This is a genomic window from Billgrantia zhangzhouensis (assembly GCF_021404465.1).
Taxonomy (GTDB): domain Bacteria; phylum Pseudomonadota; class Gammaproteobacteria; order Pseudomonadales; family Halomonadaceae; genus Halomonas; species Halomonas zhangzhouensis.
This window is the reverse complement of record NZ_JABFTT010000004.1, coordinates 354,586-369,923: the sequence shown is the minus strand read 5'-3', so window position 1 is coordinate 369,923 and position 15,338 is coordinate 354,586. Positions and strand designations below refer to the sequence as shown.

Here is a 15,338-nt window from a genome sequence, read left to right as displayed (position 1 = left end):
GCCCTTGAAAATGTCCATGACCACAGCGGCTTTGCGCTTGGCGGTCCAGCGTTTGACGGTGGGTTCGTTGCTCATTTCGTCCTCCTGATGGCTGCACTATAGCCTGTGCAGCTCTGGAGGGGGTCACTTCAATCTTGCCTTGAAGATGTCCATGACCACAGCGGCTTTGCGCTTGGCGGTTCAGCGCTTGACAGTGGGTTCGTTACTCATTTCATCCTCTTGATGGCTGCACCATAGCCTTTGCAGCTCCGGAGGGGGTCACTTCAACGACTCGGCTCATCATTTCAGCCTATGGCGCCGCTTCTGCTGTACGTCATCATTCAGAGTATGCTCCAAAAGTGAATGTTAATAGATATACCTGCTTACCATCAGCTGTTGCGCAGCCCACACGATAGGTCAAAACTTCACTTGAGCGAGGGCAGCAGTACCATCCTCACCATATCCGCCAGAGAAGCGCCTCAGCGAGCTTCCTTGCCGAGCCTATGGGTAACATAGGCTGCAGACAGAAATCACCTCAGTGAAGCTGTCAGGGCGATTCAGGCAGTATTGGATTAGGTGACTCCGAGATATCCAGCATCTGCAGCACGTAGCGCCGCTGCTCCTTGACCACCTGAGTGGCAAGCACTTCCAGCTTGGCGTAGTCCTTCGACATCTGCTCATCCATGCCGGTGGCTTCGAAACGCGCCATGGTAGCGCGAGTAGCGTCCAGCACAGCCTGAAGCTCATCGATGACACGCCGATATTCGGTTTCATTCATAGCGCTTGGCGGTCTAGCGTTTGACGGTGGGTTCGTTGCTCATTTCGTCCTCCTGATGGCTGCACTATAGCCTGTGCAGCTCTGGAGGGGGTCACTTCACCCACGGGGGCATGTGTCAGGCGAATACTATTACTGTACAGCTATAGCCTGTGCAGCTCTGGAGGGGCTTCAACAGTAATGATCACAAACCGATGTGAAGCGAGCGCCCGAGAATAGAATAATTCGTCATCATTTGAAACGAAATAAGTCTAACACTACACAGCATTAGAAATACTCAATCTCAGGCACTTATTTTCATGGACAAAAGGAGTTAGGAGAGGTTGTTACATCCCTTTTATCACAGACCAGCGCTCAAATTCCAACTCTCGCGATCTATTTTTAAAGGGCTTTTCGGTTTTATCTGAGAAGAATTCGTCACATGCAATTCTCGCCCCCGGAAACTTCAGAGAGTAATATTCATCTAAATATACGTAGCCGCCTGGTGAAAGACGCTCCCACAAATATGGAAGACTAATTTTATAGCCCTCATAAAGATCACAGTCAATCAATGCTGACATTACTACATCAGGGCCTACTCCATCCACCATGGTTTTAGAAAAGCTACCATCAATCAAAATGATGTTATCAAGATTAAGAAGATCTGCTTTCATCTCTACACTAAGCTTACTTGTATCCGAAAAATCTCCAGACATTGAAATGTTTGATGCATTTACATCCAAACCAACAAATCTCTCTCGTAAAGAAATATTTTTCTTTACCTTAGAAAAATGTTTTTTTGATATAACCCCTTTTTCATATAACTCATCAAACTTCTCAAGAGAATCATTATAATGATAGCTTGGAAACCCAGCAAAGCTGTCGAAACCATAGACTTTCTTTTTGCTTCCAAGCTGCTTAAGAAGAAGTGCCGTAGCTAGCAAAGAACTTCCTTTATAAACCCCAGCCTCTACTATATCACCATCAACCTTATCGTGATTCCTTATTAAGTAATCGTAATAAAAACGAAGATTTGACTCTTTGCTATAAGGATTGGCAACACCTAAAACCCCACGAACCCAATCGTCTACAATAAATCTATTCACGATCATACCCCTTGATTTTCAACAAGCCTTTCCAAAACGGACTTTAACAAAGTACTGGAAGTATGTACTGTATAAGGGAAATATTTCACCTCCACTCCTCGATAGAGAAACTCCTTTTCAAGATACAGCCATTTTTCACTACCCTGCCAATCACTGCCTTTAAAAATTTTATTAAACTTTAGCTTCTCCCAATCACCTAGCTCATCGATAATTTCTTGAGGGAATACTTCATCAACGTACTGAATGGAGTTAACAATTTCCAGCCTTTCTCGAAAAGGTATAATGGGCGACTTACCTTTAACTGCCATTGAAACATTATCAGTAGTTACACCCACAATTAAATAGTCACACTCATCTTTTGCTCTTCTCAACACATTGAGATGACCAACATGAAAAAGATCGAAGACCCCGCCTGTATATCCAACTACCATACCACACCTCATAAATTATAAAATTAGCCTAACAAACTCCCTGCTAAGAGCTTAGAATCTTTCCACAAATATAAAGCAAAGATTTGTCATCTGTTTTTTTCTTAATAGAAGCGGCTAAATTTTTAGCCTTTCCATAATCTCCATTGCTGATACAGGTATAGAGCTTTTGAAAAGAGTAACACTGTGTTAGCAATGAAAAGCCTCTGACATGACCGCCTGACACGATAGTCTCAAAGTTTGGGTCGGGATAGCGCCACCCTTCACCATAAAAACGGGCAACAATCAACTCTGGATTTTTGGGGTACCAACACTCGCCGCCTTCTGGAGTTTTAATTTTTTTCAGCTCAAATTCCGGAATTTCGGTTATCCTATTCCATTCTTTCGGAACACCTTTCATCCAAAATCCAGTGATACATTTTTGGCTGCCCTTCTCGACGGAAACACCAAAAAGATCAAGGGAAATTTCAAATTCATCATTATAATAGGCTATTGGGTTTATCAAAGGTATAACGTTATGCGGAACACGCTTCCACCCTGCTTTCTTAAGTATTTTATCAGCCCTAGTCATTTCACAGTACGGCAGACTAAAGTCCATGTCTTTATCATGTGGCAACAAAGTTCCATCCCGTACCAACCCCAGCAAGGTGCCGGCTGTCGGGAATGCATGAACCCCTGAAGAAGCAAGCATCTCAAGGGTATTCCACATCAACTGCTCGACCTCAGGCGTGTTGAAAGGCTTTTTTTCCTTCTTTCTTTCTTTTCCAAATTTAGCATCTTGAAGCTTGAGCGCTTTCTTATAATATGAAACCGCCTCACTCAGATGCCCCATTCTTTGCATAGCAGAGGCATAAACTGAGTTGGCTATAGCAGATTCTGGATACTCGCCTATAAGTCTAGAGGATAGTGTAAGCGCCTTATCGTTCACACCTTTCTTTAAATAAATTCTAATAAGATTAGAAAGAGCTCCTTCATCGACTGGCTTTTTCTCTACTATGCTTAGACAAATTTTTTCCGCATCCTGATAACACTTTAATTCAAGCAAAAACCCAGAAAGCATTGATCTGTATGCATGGCTTTTTTTATCTTTCTCAGGAAGACTCTCAAGAAAATCTGCCGCGCCACTGGCTCCACTTTCTTGATAAATATTCTTTACTTTTTCAATCCAAGCCGGTTTTTTCGCTAACTGTTTTTTTTTCATATCCTCGCTCCAAAACTGGTCAAATTTTTCCATCCCAGATATCGGGACTGTATTCATAAGTTAGCAAAAATTCTTCACTATCATTCACAGGGGCGCAGTACCCCTGCTCTATCAAATATCTTTCGGCCAAACTGCTATCAACGTGTGCCAGCAGTGAATAGCAAATGTCATGGAACTGATACGCCGCATGAAGTATAAAAGAAAGCTTCATAATATTCGCGGCTTCCATGCTGGCGATACGTTCCTCCGTGGGAATAAACAAAAAATCTGATCCAAGCAACTCAGTCGACTGAAATTTCTCTAACTGACCATCTGAAGGAAGATGAGAAAATCTTCTTGGATTCAGCATACAATAAAATCTAAATCCGTTTCGAGACATCCAATGGCTTACCTGAGCCAGATCAGATTGCCCTTGGTACGATGGACGAAAAGGGATTCGCACTTGAATCGCCAAAGATGAAGCTAAAGCTTTGCCGCCATGCTCCAGAATTTTGACATTGTCATGCTTGTCATCCAACAGCAGCCAGTCAACCGATGGAAGCCCCTCAATTGCATCTAAAGCTATGCTACTAATGGGGAATTTAGCTAACACTTGGTATTTTGTCTGCCCCTGTTCAGAGAGCCAAGAATTTACTTTAGGCTCAAGCGTGGAGCTGTATGCTTGTTCAAGACAGGCATGCATTGTGACAGAGCTTCCATCCCCCAATGTTACATTGGGAAACATCTGAAACTCATCAAGAGACTGCAAATCCTCTCTATCTTTGTGCTTAGCCGAAGGATCAAACACTATGGTGGCAAAGCTATTAAGCTCCATGAGGTTGTTGAAATTCTTTCTTTCCGGAAAGGTTCCACCATTGTCAAGAACAACAACCCTACCCTTCAGGTCCCAACTAAACTGGTTATCACTGCTTGGGTCATGCGTCTGCATTGGCCAACCTCAACATAATCAGGACTTCGCTAAATGGTAGGCTTAGATCCTGCCTTAGGATTGAAAAAAAACCGGCCCTTTGGGCCGGTTTCTCTTCGAAATGAATTCTGGTGCGTTGGCTTAGCCCAGCAGCGACAGCACGTTCTGCGGAATCTGGTTAGCTTGAGCCAGAACGGAGGTGCCAGCCTGCTGCAGAATTTGCGCGCGGGTCATGTTGGCCACTTCCACCGCGTAGTCGGCATCTTCGATGCGCGAACGAGCGGCAGCCAGGTTAGTTTCATTGGTATTGAGGTTAGTGATCGCATCTTCGAAGCGGTTCTGAACAGCACCCAGCTCGGAGCGCAGGCTATCGACCTTGTTCAACGCAGCGTCGAGAGCAGCCAAGGGACCATCAGTGCGCTGAATGACGGCAGTCTCACCCTGAGTAATATTGAAGCCAGTGATCGCGCCATCTTCATTGCGCGTAACAGTAACGTCAGCGGCAAAGAATGCATCTTCTGCTCCAGACGCAGAGTTCGTAACTTTAACGAACAAGTTTCCTGCGTCATCTACTTCCAGTGTCTCGCCAGAACTCAGTGCTGAACCAACAAATGCACTGAAGGAGCCTGAGCCCGCATACTCAGGCGATTCCCCAAGGCCCAGATCTTCTGCATTAGCGGCTTCCGGAGTACCAACGTAACCATTGACGTTGAACTCTTCACCATTAAACAGTGTGCTTGAGTTGATCTCCTGCAGATTGACCGTGATAGTCTCACCGTCGTTGGCACCAACCTGAATGGTCAGTTCACGATCAGTCGCCAGAACGTCCACACCGTTGAAGTTGGTCTCGGCAGAGATACGGTCGATCTCTTCCAGGCGCTGGTTGATTTCGTCCTGAATAGACTGCAGGTCATTCTGGCTATTGGTGCCGTTAGCGGCCTGAACGCTCAGCTCACGGATACGCTGCAGGTTGTCGTTGACCTGGTTCAGCGAGCCTTCGGCAGTCTGGGCCAGTGAGATACCATCGTTGGCGTTACGCTGGGCCTGGGCCAGACCGGTAATCTGGGCGGTCATGCGGTTGGCGATGGCCTGGCCGGCCGCATCATCCTTGGCGCTGTTGATGCGCAGGCCGGAGGAAAGACGCTCCATGGAAGTCTGCAGAGCGCTCTGGCTCTTCTGCAGGTTGGACTGGCCAATCATGGAAGTGATGTTGGTATTGATGACGGACATGTGTCATTCCTTCTTTCGTTGAGGGCTCCATTGGCGGGCCCACTGAACCTTCATTCCTGGCCCAGCATCTCGGGCCTGCCTCAACGGCGCCGTTGGCCGTTACCCTGAATAACGGCACCTGCCGGCAGGACTTTAGGGTGAGAGCGAAAAAAATTTGGATTTCTTATTGACGGCACCTGGGGGAGCAACGGGATCAGGCGCGTCTCAGCGCTGGCGCAGCAGCTCCAGCACGAGCTCGGGTTGGCGATTGGCCTGGGCGAGAATGGCGAAGCCGATCTGCTGTAGGATCTGCGCGCGCACCAGGTTGGAAACCTCTTGGGCATAGTCGGCATCCATGATGCGCGAGCGGGCGGCGCTGAGGTTCACCACGGTGGTGTGAATATTGTCGATCACCGCCTCGAAGCGATTGTGCAATGCGCCGAGCCGGCTGCGTTGGCGATCGACTTGCTTGAGAGCCTCATCGAGGGCATCCAGCGGCGATTCGGTGGCATCGCCCTCTTCGCCCGCCACCACGCGAAAGCCATTCAGCCCCAGCGAGTGCCGGTCGATGGCCTGAAGCTCGATGGCGATGGTCTCGCCGTCGTTGGCCCCTACCTGAATGTGCACGCGGCGGCTCTCTCCCAGCACGGAAACGCCGTTGAAGCCGGTTTGCTGCCCGATACGGTCGATCTCATCCAGGCGCTGGTCGATTTCGGCCTGAATCGCAGCGAGATCAGTGGCATTCAGGGTGCCGTTGCCGGCCTGCACGGTGAGTTCGCGAATGCGCTGAAGGTTGTCGTTGACCTGGCCGAGCGCCGCCTCGGCGGTCTGCACCAGCGAGATACCGTCGTTGGCGCTGCGCGCCGCCTGATTGAGCCCGCGGATCTGCGCCGTCATGCGGTTGGCGATGGCCTGCCCCGCCGGATCGTCCTTGGCGCTATTGATGCGCAAGCCCGAGGAGAGCCGCTGCATGGCGGTTTGCATGGCCTTCTGGCTGCCGCGCAGGTTGTTCTGCACGATCATCGACAGGATGTTGGTGTTGAGGGTAAACACGCCAAGACTCTCCATCGGGCGCGAAAGGCACCGATGGAGGGAATATCGGCGTCAGAGAAAAAAGCTTTAGCTCGCCGGCACTGGCTCAAGGCGCAGCGCCATATCCGCGGAGATACCCGCATTTCCCTTCAGGATGCGAGAAAGGGTAGCGCGTGTCACGCCAAACCGTGAGGTCGCCTCCGTTACAGTGTCGCAGTACGGTTCAAGCCGCCGCTTCCGCCATCAGGCTTTCATAGGGAATCTTCAGGCCATCATGTAGCCGCTTGATCATACGAAGGCTGAGCTTGCGCCTGCGGTTGAGCACTTCGGAAACTCGGCCGCTGGAGCCGATATAGGGCTCGAGGTCGCGCTGCGTGAGCCCATGCTGCTCCATACGAAACTTGATCGCCTCGATGGGATCGGACGGCCCAATAGGATAGTGCGTGTCTTCGTACTTCTCGATGAGGATGGAGAGCACTTCCAGCTCGTCTGCTTCCGGCGTACCGTTTTCAGCCCCCCAGAGAGCTTCCATACGGGCGAAAGCACGCTCGAGGTCTGCTTCGCTGTGAATAGGCTGTATGTTCATATCGTTTCTGCATCCACTTTGTCGTACTGGGCATGAGTGCCGACGAATCGTATCCAGGCAATCTGCTGCGCGTAGCGAATTGCTACGATGATCCGATACTTGTTACCACCGATATTGAAGACGACTCGGCCTCCTTTTAGGACGCTGGCCGTACGAATATCCTCCTTGAGTTCTTGCGGTGTGGTCCACGATGCCTTCAGCATCATGTTGTACCACTCGGTAAGAGGCGTTTCTGCGTCCGCGCAGCCCTGCTGCCAGAACTGGCGTAACGTTCTTTTTGCGATGACCCTCATGTAGCCTCCCTTTTTGGGAGACTCTAGCACCTCCCATTTTGGGAGTCAATGAATCGACGGATCAAACGCCAGCAGCTAGTCAGCAGAGAAGCCATAAAAAAGACATCATTATATCCATTATCAAAAAAACTGCTAAAATAGACTAAATAATATCCATTAGCGAACCCTAACATGTACCTCTCCCTACTCACCGCCAGCGACGTTCAGCACGATCTGGCCAAGGCCGTTCGCCGCCGTCGGCGCGAGCTGAAGCTTTCACGCAGCGCCCTGGCCGAGCGAAGCGGTGTGCCGGCACCGACCATCAAGCGTTTCGAAACCACCGGCCAGATTTCGCTGCGCCAGTTCCTGCTGCTATGGCAAAGCGTGGACCGGCTGGAGCGTGTGGCGGCGCTTGCAACACCCCCGCCGAGCACGCCGCAAAGCATCGAGGAGGTACTGCGCGATGCCTGACTTCGTTCCGGTAAGGCAGCTCGAGGTATTGCGCCGACTCAGTGATGGCCGTCAAACACGCGTTGGGCGGTTGGCGCAGAGTCGCCAGGCAGGGTGTGTTCTTCCAGTACGACGACGCCTACTGTGAAGAGTTTCACAGCCTCTCGCCGTTTCAGCTAGCGTTCGATACACGGCTGCAAGGCGCACCGCGCCAGCCTCACCATGGCCTGCACGACCTGTTTGCCGATTCGCTGCCGGACGGCTGGGGTCTGATGCTGATGGATCGCCTTTTTCGTCAGCACGGCATATCGCCACATGACGTTACGCCAATGGACCGCCTGGCTTTCGTTGGCGAGCACGGCATGGGAGCCTTGAGCTACCGGCCTGCTTCCGAGCTTTTCGGTTACGCTGAATCCGCCCCCTGGAGCAGCCTGGGTGAGCTTGGCGAGCAGGCCCGCCGACTCTTCGAAGGCCAAACCGACACCGTGCTCACCGCCTTGGCCCAAGCCGGCCGTTCGGGCGGGGCTCGCCCAAAGGTACAGGTGTATCTTTCACCCAATGTCACTGACCTGGCCAGCACCCACCCACGCGAGGGGTTGGAACCCTGGCTGGTCAAGTTCACTTCGAGTGCGCTGGCATTGGGCCATGGCGCCCCACTCCCGGCTACGATCTGACCTTCAGCCCCAGCCTATATGGCGAACATGCGACGGCGTTCAAGGGCCACGGCAGAAACCCTCCCCTCAAGGCCGTTCAAGCGTTGGCCGAACAGGCCGGCTTCACTCGCTGGAGCGAAGCCAAGCAGGCGATAGAGAAAGTCGTGACGGCCGTCAGCGGCTGGGACACCGTGGCGAAGGCGTTGGGTGTCAGCCTCCAGACACGCCGGGAAATACAGCGGCGGCTAAGCGCCATTCAGAAAGAAAACCGCCCACTATGGGGCGGTTGAGCGTTCAAGTAGCGGGTATCAATTCCGTCCGAGCTGGGCGTTCATCATCTCGAACTGCTGGAAGAGGTAGTCGCTGGTCTGGTTCATCTGCGCGATCATCAGGTCGAGCTGGCCGAACTGGGTGCGGTAGCGTGCGATGGTGGCCTCGATGCTCTGTTCCATGCGAACGTAGCGTTCTTTGAGGCTCTCGATACGGTTCTCGGCACCGCTCTTGGCGCCACCCAGGGCACCGTTGCTGCCGCTCAGCTGGGTAATCGTTTCGCTGAGCTGGCCGGCCAGGCCGCCCGTGGTGCTGTCACCGGCAAAAAAGGCGCTCAGGGCATCCTGGTCGTTGAGGATGACCTCGTCCAGCCGCTCCTCGTCGATTTCGAGCTTGAGCGAATTTTTGCTGTCGAGCTTGAGCGAAATGCCGATGTCGCCGAGCATGGCAAAGCCGCCCTCTTCCGCCGCCACACCACCGCTCAGCACGCTGCGCAGGCGTGATTCGATGCTGCGCACGGCGCTGTCGCCAAGCAGATCGCCGGCAGCGCCGCTTTCGCTATTGAAGGAGGTCAGCTCGTCGATGGTGTCCTTGAGCGAGTTGAAGGCATCGACGAAGCCGGTAATGGCCTCCCGCACCGCGCGGGTGTCCTGCTCCACCTTGACGGTGCTGCTGCCTTCTTCCGCCAGGTTGAGTGTGACGCCCTGAATCGCACCTTCCACCTGGTTGGAGGCGCTGGTAATGCGAATGCCGTTGACCTCAAGGCTGGCATCCTGGCCCTGCTGAGCGATCTCACCGGCCACCTCGTCCGTGGCGAGGGTGGCATTGACGATGTCAGCGAAATTGCTGCCGGTGATGGAGGCGTCGGCACCGGTCTCGGTCGAACTCAGGGTCAAACGGTAGCCTTCGCCATCGTAGATTACCGAGGCGGAAACACCGCTGTCTTCCTTGGCGTTGATGGCATCGCGGATGTCTTCCAGGGTGCTGCCGGGTTCGATGTCGACATCAACACTGTCCTGGCCGGCGAAATTCAGGGTCAGGGTCTTTGTTTCGGAGCCATCGATGAGTTCATCATCGAGGTTGTCGATACGGGCGGTGGCCAAGGTACCCGCCGTCGCCAGGTTGTGTACCGTGACGGCGTACTGCCCCTTCGCCGCATCGCTACCTGCCGCCGCCTGCACCGCATCGCCGCTAACGGAAGTGGAAAGGCTCTGGTAGAGCGAGGCGTCGTTGAGCGCATTGGCTGCGGTCTGGAAAGCAGACAGCGCGCCCTCCAGCTTGCCGTAAGCAGACACCTTGACCTGCTGGGTCTCGATCTGCCGTTCGATGGGCTCGAGCTTGCCGCGCTCAGCTTTATCGAGGTCCTTGAGCAGACCGTTGAGGTCGAGCCCGGAGCCGATGCCTAGGGATTGTATCGTCGCCATGAGAACTGCCCTGTATTGGTGGATTTACCTACCAGTCTTCATTATGTCGGCCGCGCCCCGAATAACTTTAGCTTTTTCCGTCAAAAAGTTTCACCTCGTGCTTCGGTGAGTGGCCGGGCCGGCAGGCAACGGGCGCTGGGTTCCGTATAATGGCGATATTCACTCCCGTTGAGTCTGCCACATGCCAGAGCGCACTTCCTATCGCCCCCCGTTCACGCTCACGCCATTCGCGCTCCGCCTCGTGGCGGAGATAAGCGAGGCTGTCGGGCGCTATACGGTCCTGGCTGAACGCGGCCTCACACCTCAGTTGCGGCGGGAGAACCGGTTACGCACGATTCACGCCTCGCTCGCCATTGAAAACAATACTCTCTCACTGGAGCAGGTCAGCGCCGTCATCGAGGGCAAGCGTGTACTCGGCCACCCGCGTGAAATCCAGGAGGTGCGAAACGCCTTTTCCGCTTACGAAGCCATGCCGGGCTGGGCACCCGAATCGGAGGCGGCCCTGCTCGAGGCCCACAGCCTGTTGATGCAGGGGCTGGTCGATGAAGCCGGCAGCTTTCGCAGCCGAGGAGTGGGCATCTACAAGGGTACTGAGCTGGTGCATATGGCCCCGCCCGCTCACCGGGTGCCTTTGCTGGTCGGGGATCTTCTGGAGTGGCTGTCACACACCGATGAACATCCACTGATCGCAAGCGCCGTGGTGCACTACGAGCTTGAGTTCATTCATCCCTTCGCCGATGGCAACGGTAGGATGGGACGCCTATGGCAGACTCTGATCCTGCGCCGCTGGCGGCCGCTGCTGGCTTACCTGCCTGTCGAGACGGTCATTCGCGATCGACAGCAGGAATATTATGACACCTTGGCGGAAGCCGATCGGGCGGGAGAAGCCACCCCTTTCATTGAGTTCATGCTCACCGCACTGCGCGATGCCTTGGCGGAAGCGGTTGCAAGCGAGCCCGACGCTTTCGTCAGTACCACTCAGCTTGACGAGCCGGAAAACGACCCAGCTAGCGACCCAGCTAGCGACCCAGTTGCAAGATTGATAACAGTCCTGGCGACGGGAGAAGCCGGAACGGCGGCATTGATGACTGCCCTTGGACTGAGCCATCGCCCGACGTTCCGCAAGAATTATCTAGCCCCCGCCCTCGATGGTGCATGGATCGAACCCACTCATCCTGAAAAGCCCAACAGCCCCAAGCAGCGGTACCGGCTGACACCAAAAGCAAAACGCTGGCTGAAGCAGCATCCAACACCCTGAGCCTTACCATCAGCGCGCGTGAATGATGACCTCGACACGACGGTTCTGCGCCCGCCCTTCTCCGGTGTCGTTACTCGCCAGTGGCCGGGTATCGGCCAGACCCACTGCACGCAAGCGCTGCGCATCCACGCCGGAGCGCTCTAGCGCATGAACGATGGCAATTGCCCGCGCACTGGAAAGCACCCAGTTGGAAGGAAACTCGTTGGTCTGGATGGGCCGGTCATCGGTATGCCCCTCCACGGCCACCTCGCCTTCGTGCCGCTGGATCACTTCCACCAGGCGCTGGATGAGCGACTCGCCATCCTCGGTGAGGTCGGCGGTGGCGGTGGGAAAGAGCCAGCGATCCTCCACCCGCAGCTTGATCCCCTCGGCAACGCGCGATACCTCGACGCCCTCCAGGTCGGCCAGGTAGGGGGCTTCCTCGAGGCGCTCGTTCAATGCCTGGCTCAGCGCCGCCGAACTCGCCACGGCCTCGGCGTCAAGCTCACGCACGGCGGCGGGAGGACGATCTGTCAGCACCAGCACGAAATCGGCCATGGGCACGGGTATTTCACCGTCGGATGCCATTAGCGGCCGAGGCAATGCCAGTGGTGGCGGCGTGCGCCGTTCCAGCAAGGCCAAAGGCGTGGGGGCGACAAAGGCCATTGCCTCGCTCGGTGCGGGCGGCACGAGCGGGTCACGACGGCGCGGCAGGCCCGCCACGCCCAGCGCCGCGGAAACGGCCTCCCGGCTCAGCTGCCCCGGGGTCGGGCGCGGCTCGGCTACCGCAGGCAACGCTTGCGCCATTTCACTGGGCAGCGGCACGGCGAAGGGCACGCGCGCGGTAGACGGCGCGGTTTCACCGTCAGAGCGTCCGACGCTAGAAAGCGTAAAGATGAGGACCATGAGAGCGACCAGCAGGGTCATGATATCCAGATAGCCGACCATCCAGGTGCTGGCTTGATCCTGGTCGTGATGGGTCGGCATCAGCGACTCATGGCGCATGGGGCCACGATGATCGTCACTGCTGGTGCGAAAAGGGCTCATCGAAACGGCTGCTGGTCCGGACAAACGCCTAGCCTAATGGATAGCGCCGCTGGGCGAAGCCAAGAAAAGCGTTGGACAAAGCAGGCTCTTCGGTGCCAGGCCACGGCGCTCAGGCGTTCTGCGGCGTGACATCGCTCCGGGATTCCAGATAACGACTGGCGAAGAGATCAGCCGGTACCGGCTGGCCGATCAGGTATCCCTGGATCAGCTCAACGCCATGGCGAGCCAGTACCTCACGCTGAGCCTCGGTCTCGACGCCAACGGCAGCAAGGCGCAACTCCATTTCACGTGCCATTCCCGCTACTGCGGCCACAATGGCCGCGCTGCCCCGCTGGCCGCTGTCCAGATGCTGAACGAAACGCCGGTCGATCTTGAGCATGCTGACGGGCAGATCCTGGAGATAGCCGAGAGAGGCATAGCCAGTACCGAAGTCATTGATCGCGACCAAACCGCCCAGACGCCGCAACCGCTTGAGCACCACGGCTGCCTGATGGGGTTTGTCGAGCAGGGTGCGCTCGCTGATCTCGAAACCCAGCAGGCCGGGCGGAAGTTTGTGCTCTTTCAGCTTGGTGGCCACGCGCACCGGTAGGTCATGCTGCCAGAACTGGCGTGCAGAGAGGTTGATGCTGATGGGTACCGGTCCGACTCCTATGACGCTCCAAGCCGCCAGTTGCCCGCAGATCTGCTCGAGGATGAATTCGTCCAGTTGTGGCAGCAGGCCTGCACGCTCGGCCAACGTCACGACATCGATCGGCGGCACGCTGCCCAGCAGGGGGTGATGCCAGCGAAGCAGCGCCTCGGCGCCATAGAGCCGATCACTTTCCCGCTCGAAGACGGGCTGATAGTGCAGTTGCAAACCTTCTCCGTTGATGAAAGCGTCACGCAAGGCGGTTTCCAGCGCCCGCTGACGATCCTCCTGAAGGTTCATTTCGTTGCGATAGAGACGATAGCCGTTGCGCCCTGCCTGCTTCGCGCGATACATGGCGACATCGGCATTGTGTACCAGCGACTCCGCCGTCGAGGCATCGTCGGGGTAGAGGCTGATGCCGAGGCTACAGCCGAGGCGAAACTCCTGCCCCTCGATCACGCAGGGCTCGCGAACGGCTTCCACTAGCCGTCGAGCGATCCGGGTGATCTCGTCGATCTCCTCCAGGTCGGGGAGCAGCACGAGAAACTCATCGCCGCCCAGGCGGGCGAGCGTATCGTCCTCACGCAGGCGCAACTGCAACCTCTCGGCCATCATTACCAGCAGTTCGTCGCCAAAGGCATGGCCCAGCGTGTCGTTGACCTCCTTGAAATGATCCAGATCGACGAAAATGACTGCCAGCCGGGTCTGGTTTCGATGAGCGTGGCGTATCGCCAGTTCCAGGCGATCTTCCAACAGGCGACGGTTGGGCAGCCCGGTGAGGGCATCATAATAGGCCAGCTTGCGGATGCGCTCTTCGTTCTCGCGCATGTGCGTGATGTCACTGAACAGCGCCGCATAGTGGGTGACGGCATCGCTTTCATCGCTGATCGCAGTGATCGTCAACAGTTCCAGGAAGAGTTCGCCGCTCTTGCGCCGGTTCCAGATCTCGCCGCGCCAGTAGCCGCTGCGCTTCAGGCTCTCCCACATCTGATGATAAAAAACGGCGTCGTGCCGGCCCGACGAGAGGATCTCGGGCGTCTTGCCGATCGCCTCTTCCGCGGTATAGCCGGTCATATGGGTGAAGGCGCGATTGACGAATTCTATGCGGCTACTGGAATCGGTGATGATGATGCCATCCAGCGACGCATCGATGATCCTCTCGGCCAGTTGCAGGTTCTCTCGCGACTGGGCGAGAGCCCGATCGCGCTGCTCCAGGGCATTGCGCAGATCCTGCATGTAGAGATACTCGGCCCCGGCCAGCATGTCGCGAAAACCCAGCAGCCCGATTACCTCGTCGGCCTCATCGAGCACCGCCAGATGGCGCACGCGGTGATTCATCAGCAGGTCCCGCGCGGCAATCAGGGTGTCATTCTGATGTACCGTAAGCAGCGGACGGCTGGCCAGTCCCTCGATGGCCATGTTGCCGGGGTGTCGCGCCACGAAGCGCACCAGATCGCGCTCGGTCAGGATGCCCAGCTCACCATCGGCGCACTTGACCACCACGGCATCGCATTCCGACAGCCGCATCGAGCGCGCGGCCTGCGCCAGTAATTGCGTTCCCTCCAGCACCAAGGCTCGCTGGCGCATGGCAGCCTGCACCTCGCGCAGCCTAAGGTAGGGCTCGAGCCCCTGGTTCAAGGCGACGTCGGTCTGCGACAAAATACCAACCGGTGTGCCGCCATCGTCGACGACGAGAAAATGCCGGCGCCGCTCGGCGCCGAAGCGCAGCGTCGCCTCGCCGATGGCAGTGGTGCGGTGCAGACTGGCGATCGGCTGGCTCATGACCTGGGAGATCGGCAAACGCCCAGCATCGGGGTCGGAAAAATTGACGGCAAGTGCATCGCGCTCGGTCCAGATCCCCAGCGGTTGCCCCGCCCTGACCACGACGATCGAGCTGCATTGACGTGCCGCCATGCGTTCAGCGGCCATCCATAGTGGCGTATCGGGCTCGCAGGTCAGAAGCCCGGTCTGCATGATGCGTTCGATGGGTAACTCTTGGCTCATGTCGCCTCACTGGCTGTCTATGTAGCCAATCTGTCACGACATCTTATCCGTTTGGCCGCATTTTGCACCAGACGATTAGCGAATCCGACCAACGCTTCGACAACAGGCCGCGCCAGGAAAACGTATCGTTATCGTACGATGAAGCGCCGCT

At 55.7% G+C, this 15,338-nt stretch carries 15 protein-coding genes; 3 read left to right on the top strand and 12 right to left on the bottom strand.

Translation table 11 applies throughout. The features are described from left to right. Positions 1 to 526 precede the first annotated feature (526 nt). The 9 genes from HOP51_RS07235 to HOP51_RS07195 all read right to left on the bottom strand — a co-directional run bounded on the left by HOP51_RS07235 (position 527) and on the right by HOP51_RS07195 (position 7,495). Complete coding sequence (locus HOP51_RS07235) at positions 527 to 757, bottom strand: hypothetical protein (RefSeq protein ID WP_234273258.1); 231 nt, start codon at positions 755 to 757, stop codon at positions 527 to 529. A 323-nt stretch (positions 758 to 1,080) separates the two neighbouring features. Then, positions 1,081 to 1,839: a TylF/MycF family methyltransferase gene (locus HOP51_RS07230; protein WP_234273257.1), complete on the bottom strand. Its 759-nt coding sequence runs from the start codon at positions 1,837 to 1,839 to the stop codon at positions 1,081 to 1,083. A 2-nt stretch (positions 1,840 to 1,841) separates the two neighbouring features. Next, on the bottom strand, positions 1,842 to 2,270 hold the full coding sequence (locus HOP51_RS07225) for an adenylyltransferase/cytidyltransferase family protein (protein WP_234273256.1): 429 nt from the start codon (positions 2,268 to 2,270) through the stop codon (positions 1,842 to 1,844). A 43-nt stretch (positions 2,271 to 2,313) separates the two neighbouring features. Next, the gene (locus HOP51_RS07220) at positions 2,314 to 3,501 is read right to left on the bottom strand and encodes a tetratricopeptide repeat protein (RefSeq protein WP_234273255.1); all 1,188 of its coding nucleotides are present in this window, start codon (positions 3,499 to 3,501) and stop codon (positions 2,314 to 2,316) included. Next, positions 3,488 to 4,396: a hypothetical protein gene (locus HOP51_RS07215; protein ID WP_234273254.1), complete on the bottom strand. Its 909-nt coding sequence runs from the start codon at positions 4,394 to 4,396 to the stop codon at positions 3,488 to 3,490. Before HOP51_RS07215 ends, HOP51_RS07220 begins: the two co-directional genes overlap by 14 nt. Before the next feature lie 120 nt (positions 4,397 to 4,516). Further along, the gene (locus tag HOP51_RS07210) at positions 4,517 to 5,605 is read right to left on the bottom strand and encodes a FliC/FljB family flagellin (protein WP_234273253.1); all 1,089 of its coding nucleotides are present in this window, start codon (positions 5,603 to 5,605) and stop codon (positions 4,517 to 4,519) included. 204 nt (positions 5,606 to 5,809) lie between these two features. Next, positions 5,810 to 6,637 carry a flagellin N-terminal helical domain-containing protein gene (locus HOP51_RS07205; protein WP_338073037.1) on the bottom strand — a complete coding sequence of 276 codons (828 nt, stop codon included), beginning with the start codon at positions 6,635 to 6,637 and terminating at the stop codon, positions 5,810 to 5,812. A 202-nt stretch (positions 6,638 to 6,839) separates the two neighbouring features. After that, a complete protein-coding gene (locus tag HOP51_RS07200; protein WP_234273251.1) occupies positions 6,840 to 7,202 on the bottom strand; it encodes a helix-turn-helix domain-containing protein in 363 nt (120 codons plus the stop codon). After that, complete coding sequence (locus tag HOP51_RS07195; RefSeq protein WP_234273250.1) at positions 7,199 to 7,495, bottom strand: type II toxin-antitoxin system HigB family toxin; 297 nt, start codon at positions 7,493 to 7,495, stop codon at positions 7,199 to 7,201. The genes HOP51_RS07200 and HOP51_RS07195 overlap by 4 nt, the downstream gene beginning before the upstream one ends. Positions 7,496 to 7,666: 171 nt before the next feature. Here HOP51_RS07195 and HOP51_RS07190 point away from each other — a divergent pair, with 171 nt between their 5' ends. Both HOP51_RS07190 and HOP51_RS07185 read left to right on the top strand, forming a co-directional pair. Beyond that, complete coding sequence (locus tag HOP51_RS07190) at positions 7,667 to 7,945, top strand: helix-turn-helix domain-containing protein (RefSeq protein WP_234273249.1); 279 nt, start codon at positions 7,667 to 7,669, stop codon at positions 7,943 to 7,945. A gap of 44 nt (positions 7,946 to 7,989) precedes the next feature. Then, positions 7,990 to 8,598, top strand: a complete 609-nt coding sequence (locus HOP51_RS07185) for a HipA N-terminal domain-containing protein (RefSeq protein WP_234273248.1) — start codon at positions 7,990 to 7,992, stop codon at positions 8,596 to 8,598. Positions 8,599 to 8,885: 287 nt separating this feature from the next. Here HOP51_RS07185 and fliD read toward each other — a convergent pair whose 3' ends face one another. Continuing rightward, entirely contained in the window at positions 8,886 to 10,271 is a 1,386-nt protein-coding gene (gene fliD / locus HOP51_RS07180; protein ID WP_234273247.1) for a flagellar filament capping protein FliD, read from the bottom strand. 181 nt (positions 10,272 to 10,452) lie between these two features. Between fliD and HOP51_RS07175 the strand changes: the two genes are divergently transcribed. After that, complete coding sequence (locus tag HOP51_RS07175; protein ID WP_234273246.1) at positions 10,453 to 11,529, top strand: Fic family protein; 1,077 nt, start codon at positions 10,453 to 10,455, stop codon at positions 11,527 to 11,529. Between the two features lie 9 nt (positions 11,530 to 11,538). Here HOP51_RS07175 and HOP51_RS07170 read toward each other — a convergent pair whose 3' ends face one another. Together HOP51_RS07170 and HOP51_RS07165 are read right to left on the bottom strand one after the other, a co-directional pair. Beyond that, positions 11,539 to 12,555, bottom strand: coding sequence for an OmpA family protein (locus HOP51_RS07170; protein ID WP_234273245.1), 1,017 nt, complete (start codon positions 12,553 to 12,555; stop codon positions 11,539 to 11,541). Between the two features lie 109 nt (positions 12,556 to 12,664). Beyond that, positions 12,665 to 15,187 carry an EAL domain-containing protein gene (locus tag HOP51_RS07165; RefSeq protein ID WP_234273244.1) on the bottom strand — a complete coding sequence of 841 codons (2,523 nt, stop codon included), beginning with the start codon at positions 15,185 to 15,187 and terminating at the stop codon, positions 12,665 to 12,667. Positions 15,188 to 15,338: the final 151 nt, after the last annotated feature.

Coding starts and splice junctions, on each gene's coding strand:
- HOP51_RS07235 (WP_234273258.1), bottom strand. CDS start 757: ATGAATGAAACCGAATATCGGCGTGTCATCGATGAGCTTCAGGCTGTG.
- HOP51_RS07225 (WP_234273256.1), bottom strand. CDS start 2,270: ATGGTAGTTGGATATACAGGCGGGGTCTTCGATCTTTTTCATGTTGGT.
- HOP51_RS07220 (WP_234273255.1), bottom strand. CDS start 3,501: ATGGAAAAATTTGACCAGTTTTGGAGCGAGGATATGAAAAAAAAACAG.
- HOP51_RS07215 (WP_234273254.1), bottom strand. CDS start 4,396: ATGCAGACGCATGACCCAAGCAGTGATAACCAGTTTAGTTGGGACCTG.
- HOP51_RS07210 (WP_234273253.1), bottom strand. CDS start 5,605: ATGTCCGTCATCAATACCAACATCACTTCCATGATTGGCCAGTCCAAC.
- HOP51_RS07200 (WP_234273251.1), bottom strand. CDS start 7,202: ATGAACATACAGCCTATTCACAGCGAAGCAGACCTCGAGCGTGCTTTC.
- HOP51_RS07195 (WP_234273250.1), bottom strand. CDS start 7,495: ATGAGGGTCATCGCAAAAAGAACGTTACGCCAGTTCTGGCAGCAGGGC.
- HOP51_RS07190 (WP_234273249.1), top strand. CDS start 7,667: ATGTACCTCTCCCTACTCACCGCCAGCGACGTTCAGCACGATCTGGCC.
- HOP51_RS07185 (WP_234273248.1), top strand. CDS start 7,990: ATGGCCGTCAAACACGCGTTGGGCGGTTGGCGCAGAGTCGCCAGGCAG.
- fliD (WP_234273247.1), bottom strand. CDS start 10,271: ATGGCGACGATACAATCCCTAGGCATCGGCTCCGGGCTCGACCTCAAC.
- HOP51_RS07175 (WP_234273246.1), top strand. CDS start 10,453: ATGCCAGAGCGCACTTCCTATCGCCCCCCGTTCACGCTCACGCCATTC.
- HOP51_RS07170 (WP_234273245.1), bottom strand. CDS start 12,555: ATGAGCCCTTTTCGCACCAGCAGTGACGATCATCGTGGCCCCATGCGC.
- HOP51_RS07165 (WP_234273244.1), bottom strand. CDS start 15,187: ATGAGCCAAGAGTTACCCATCGAACGCATCATGCAGACCGGGCTTCTG.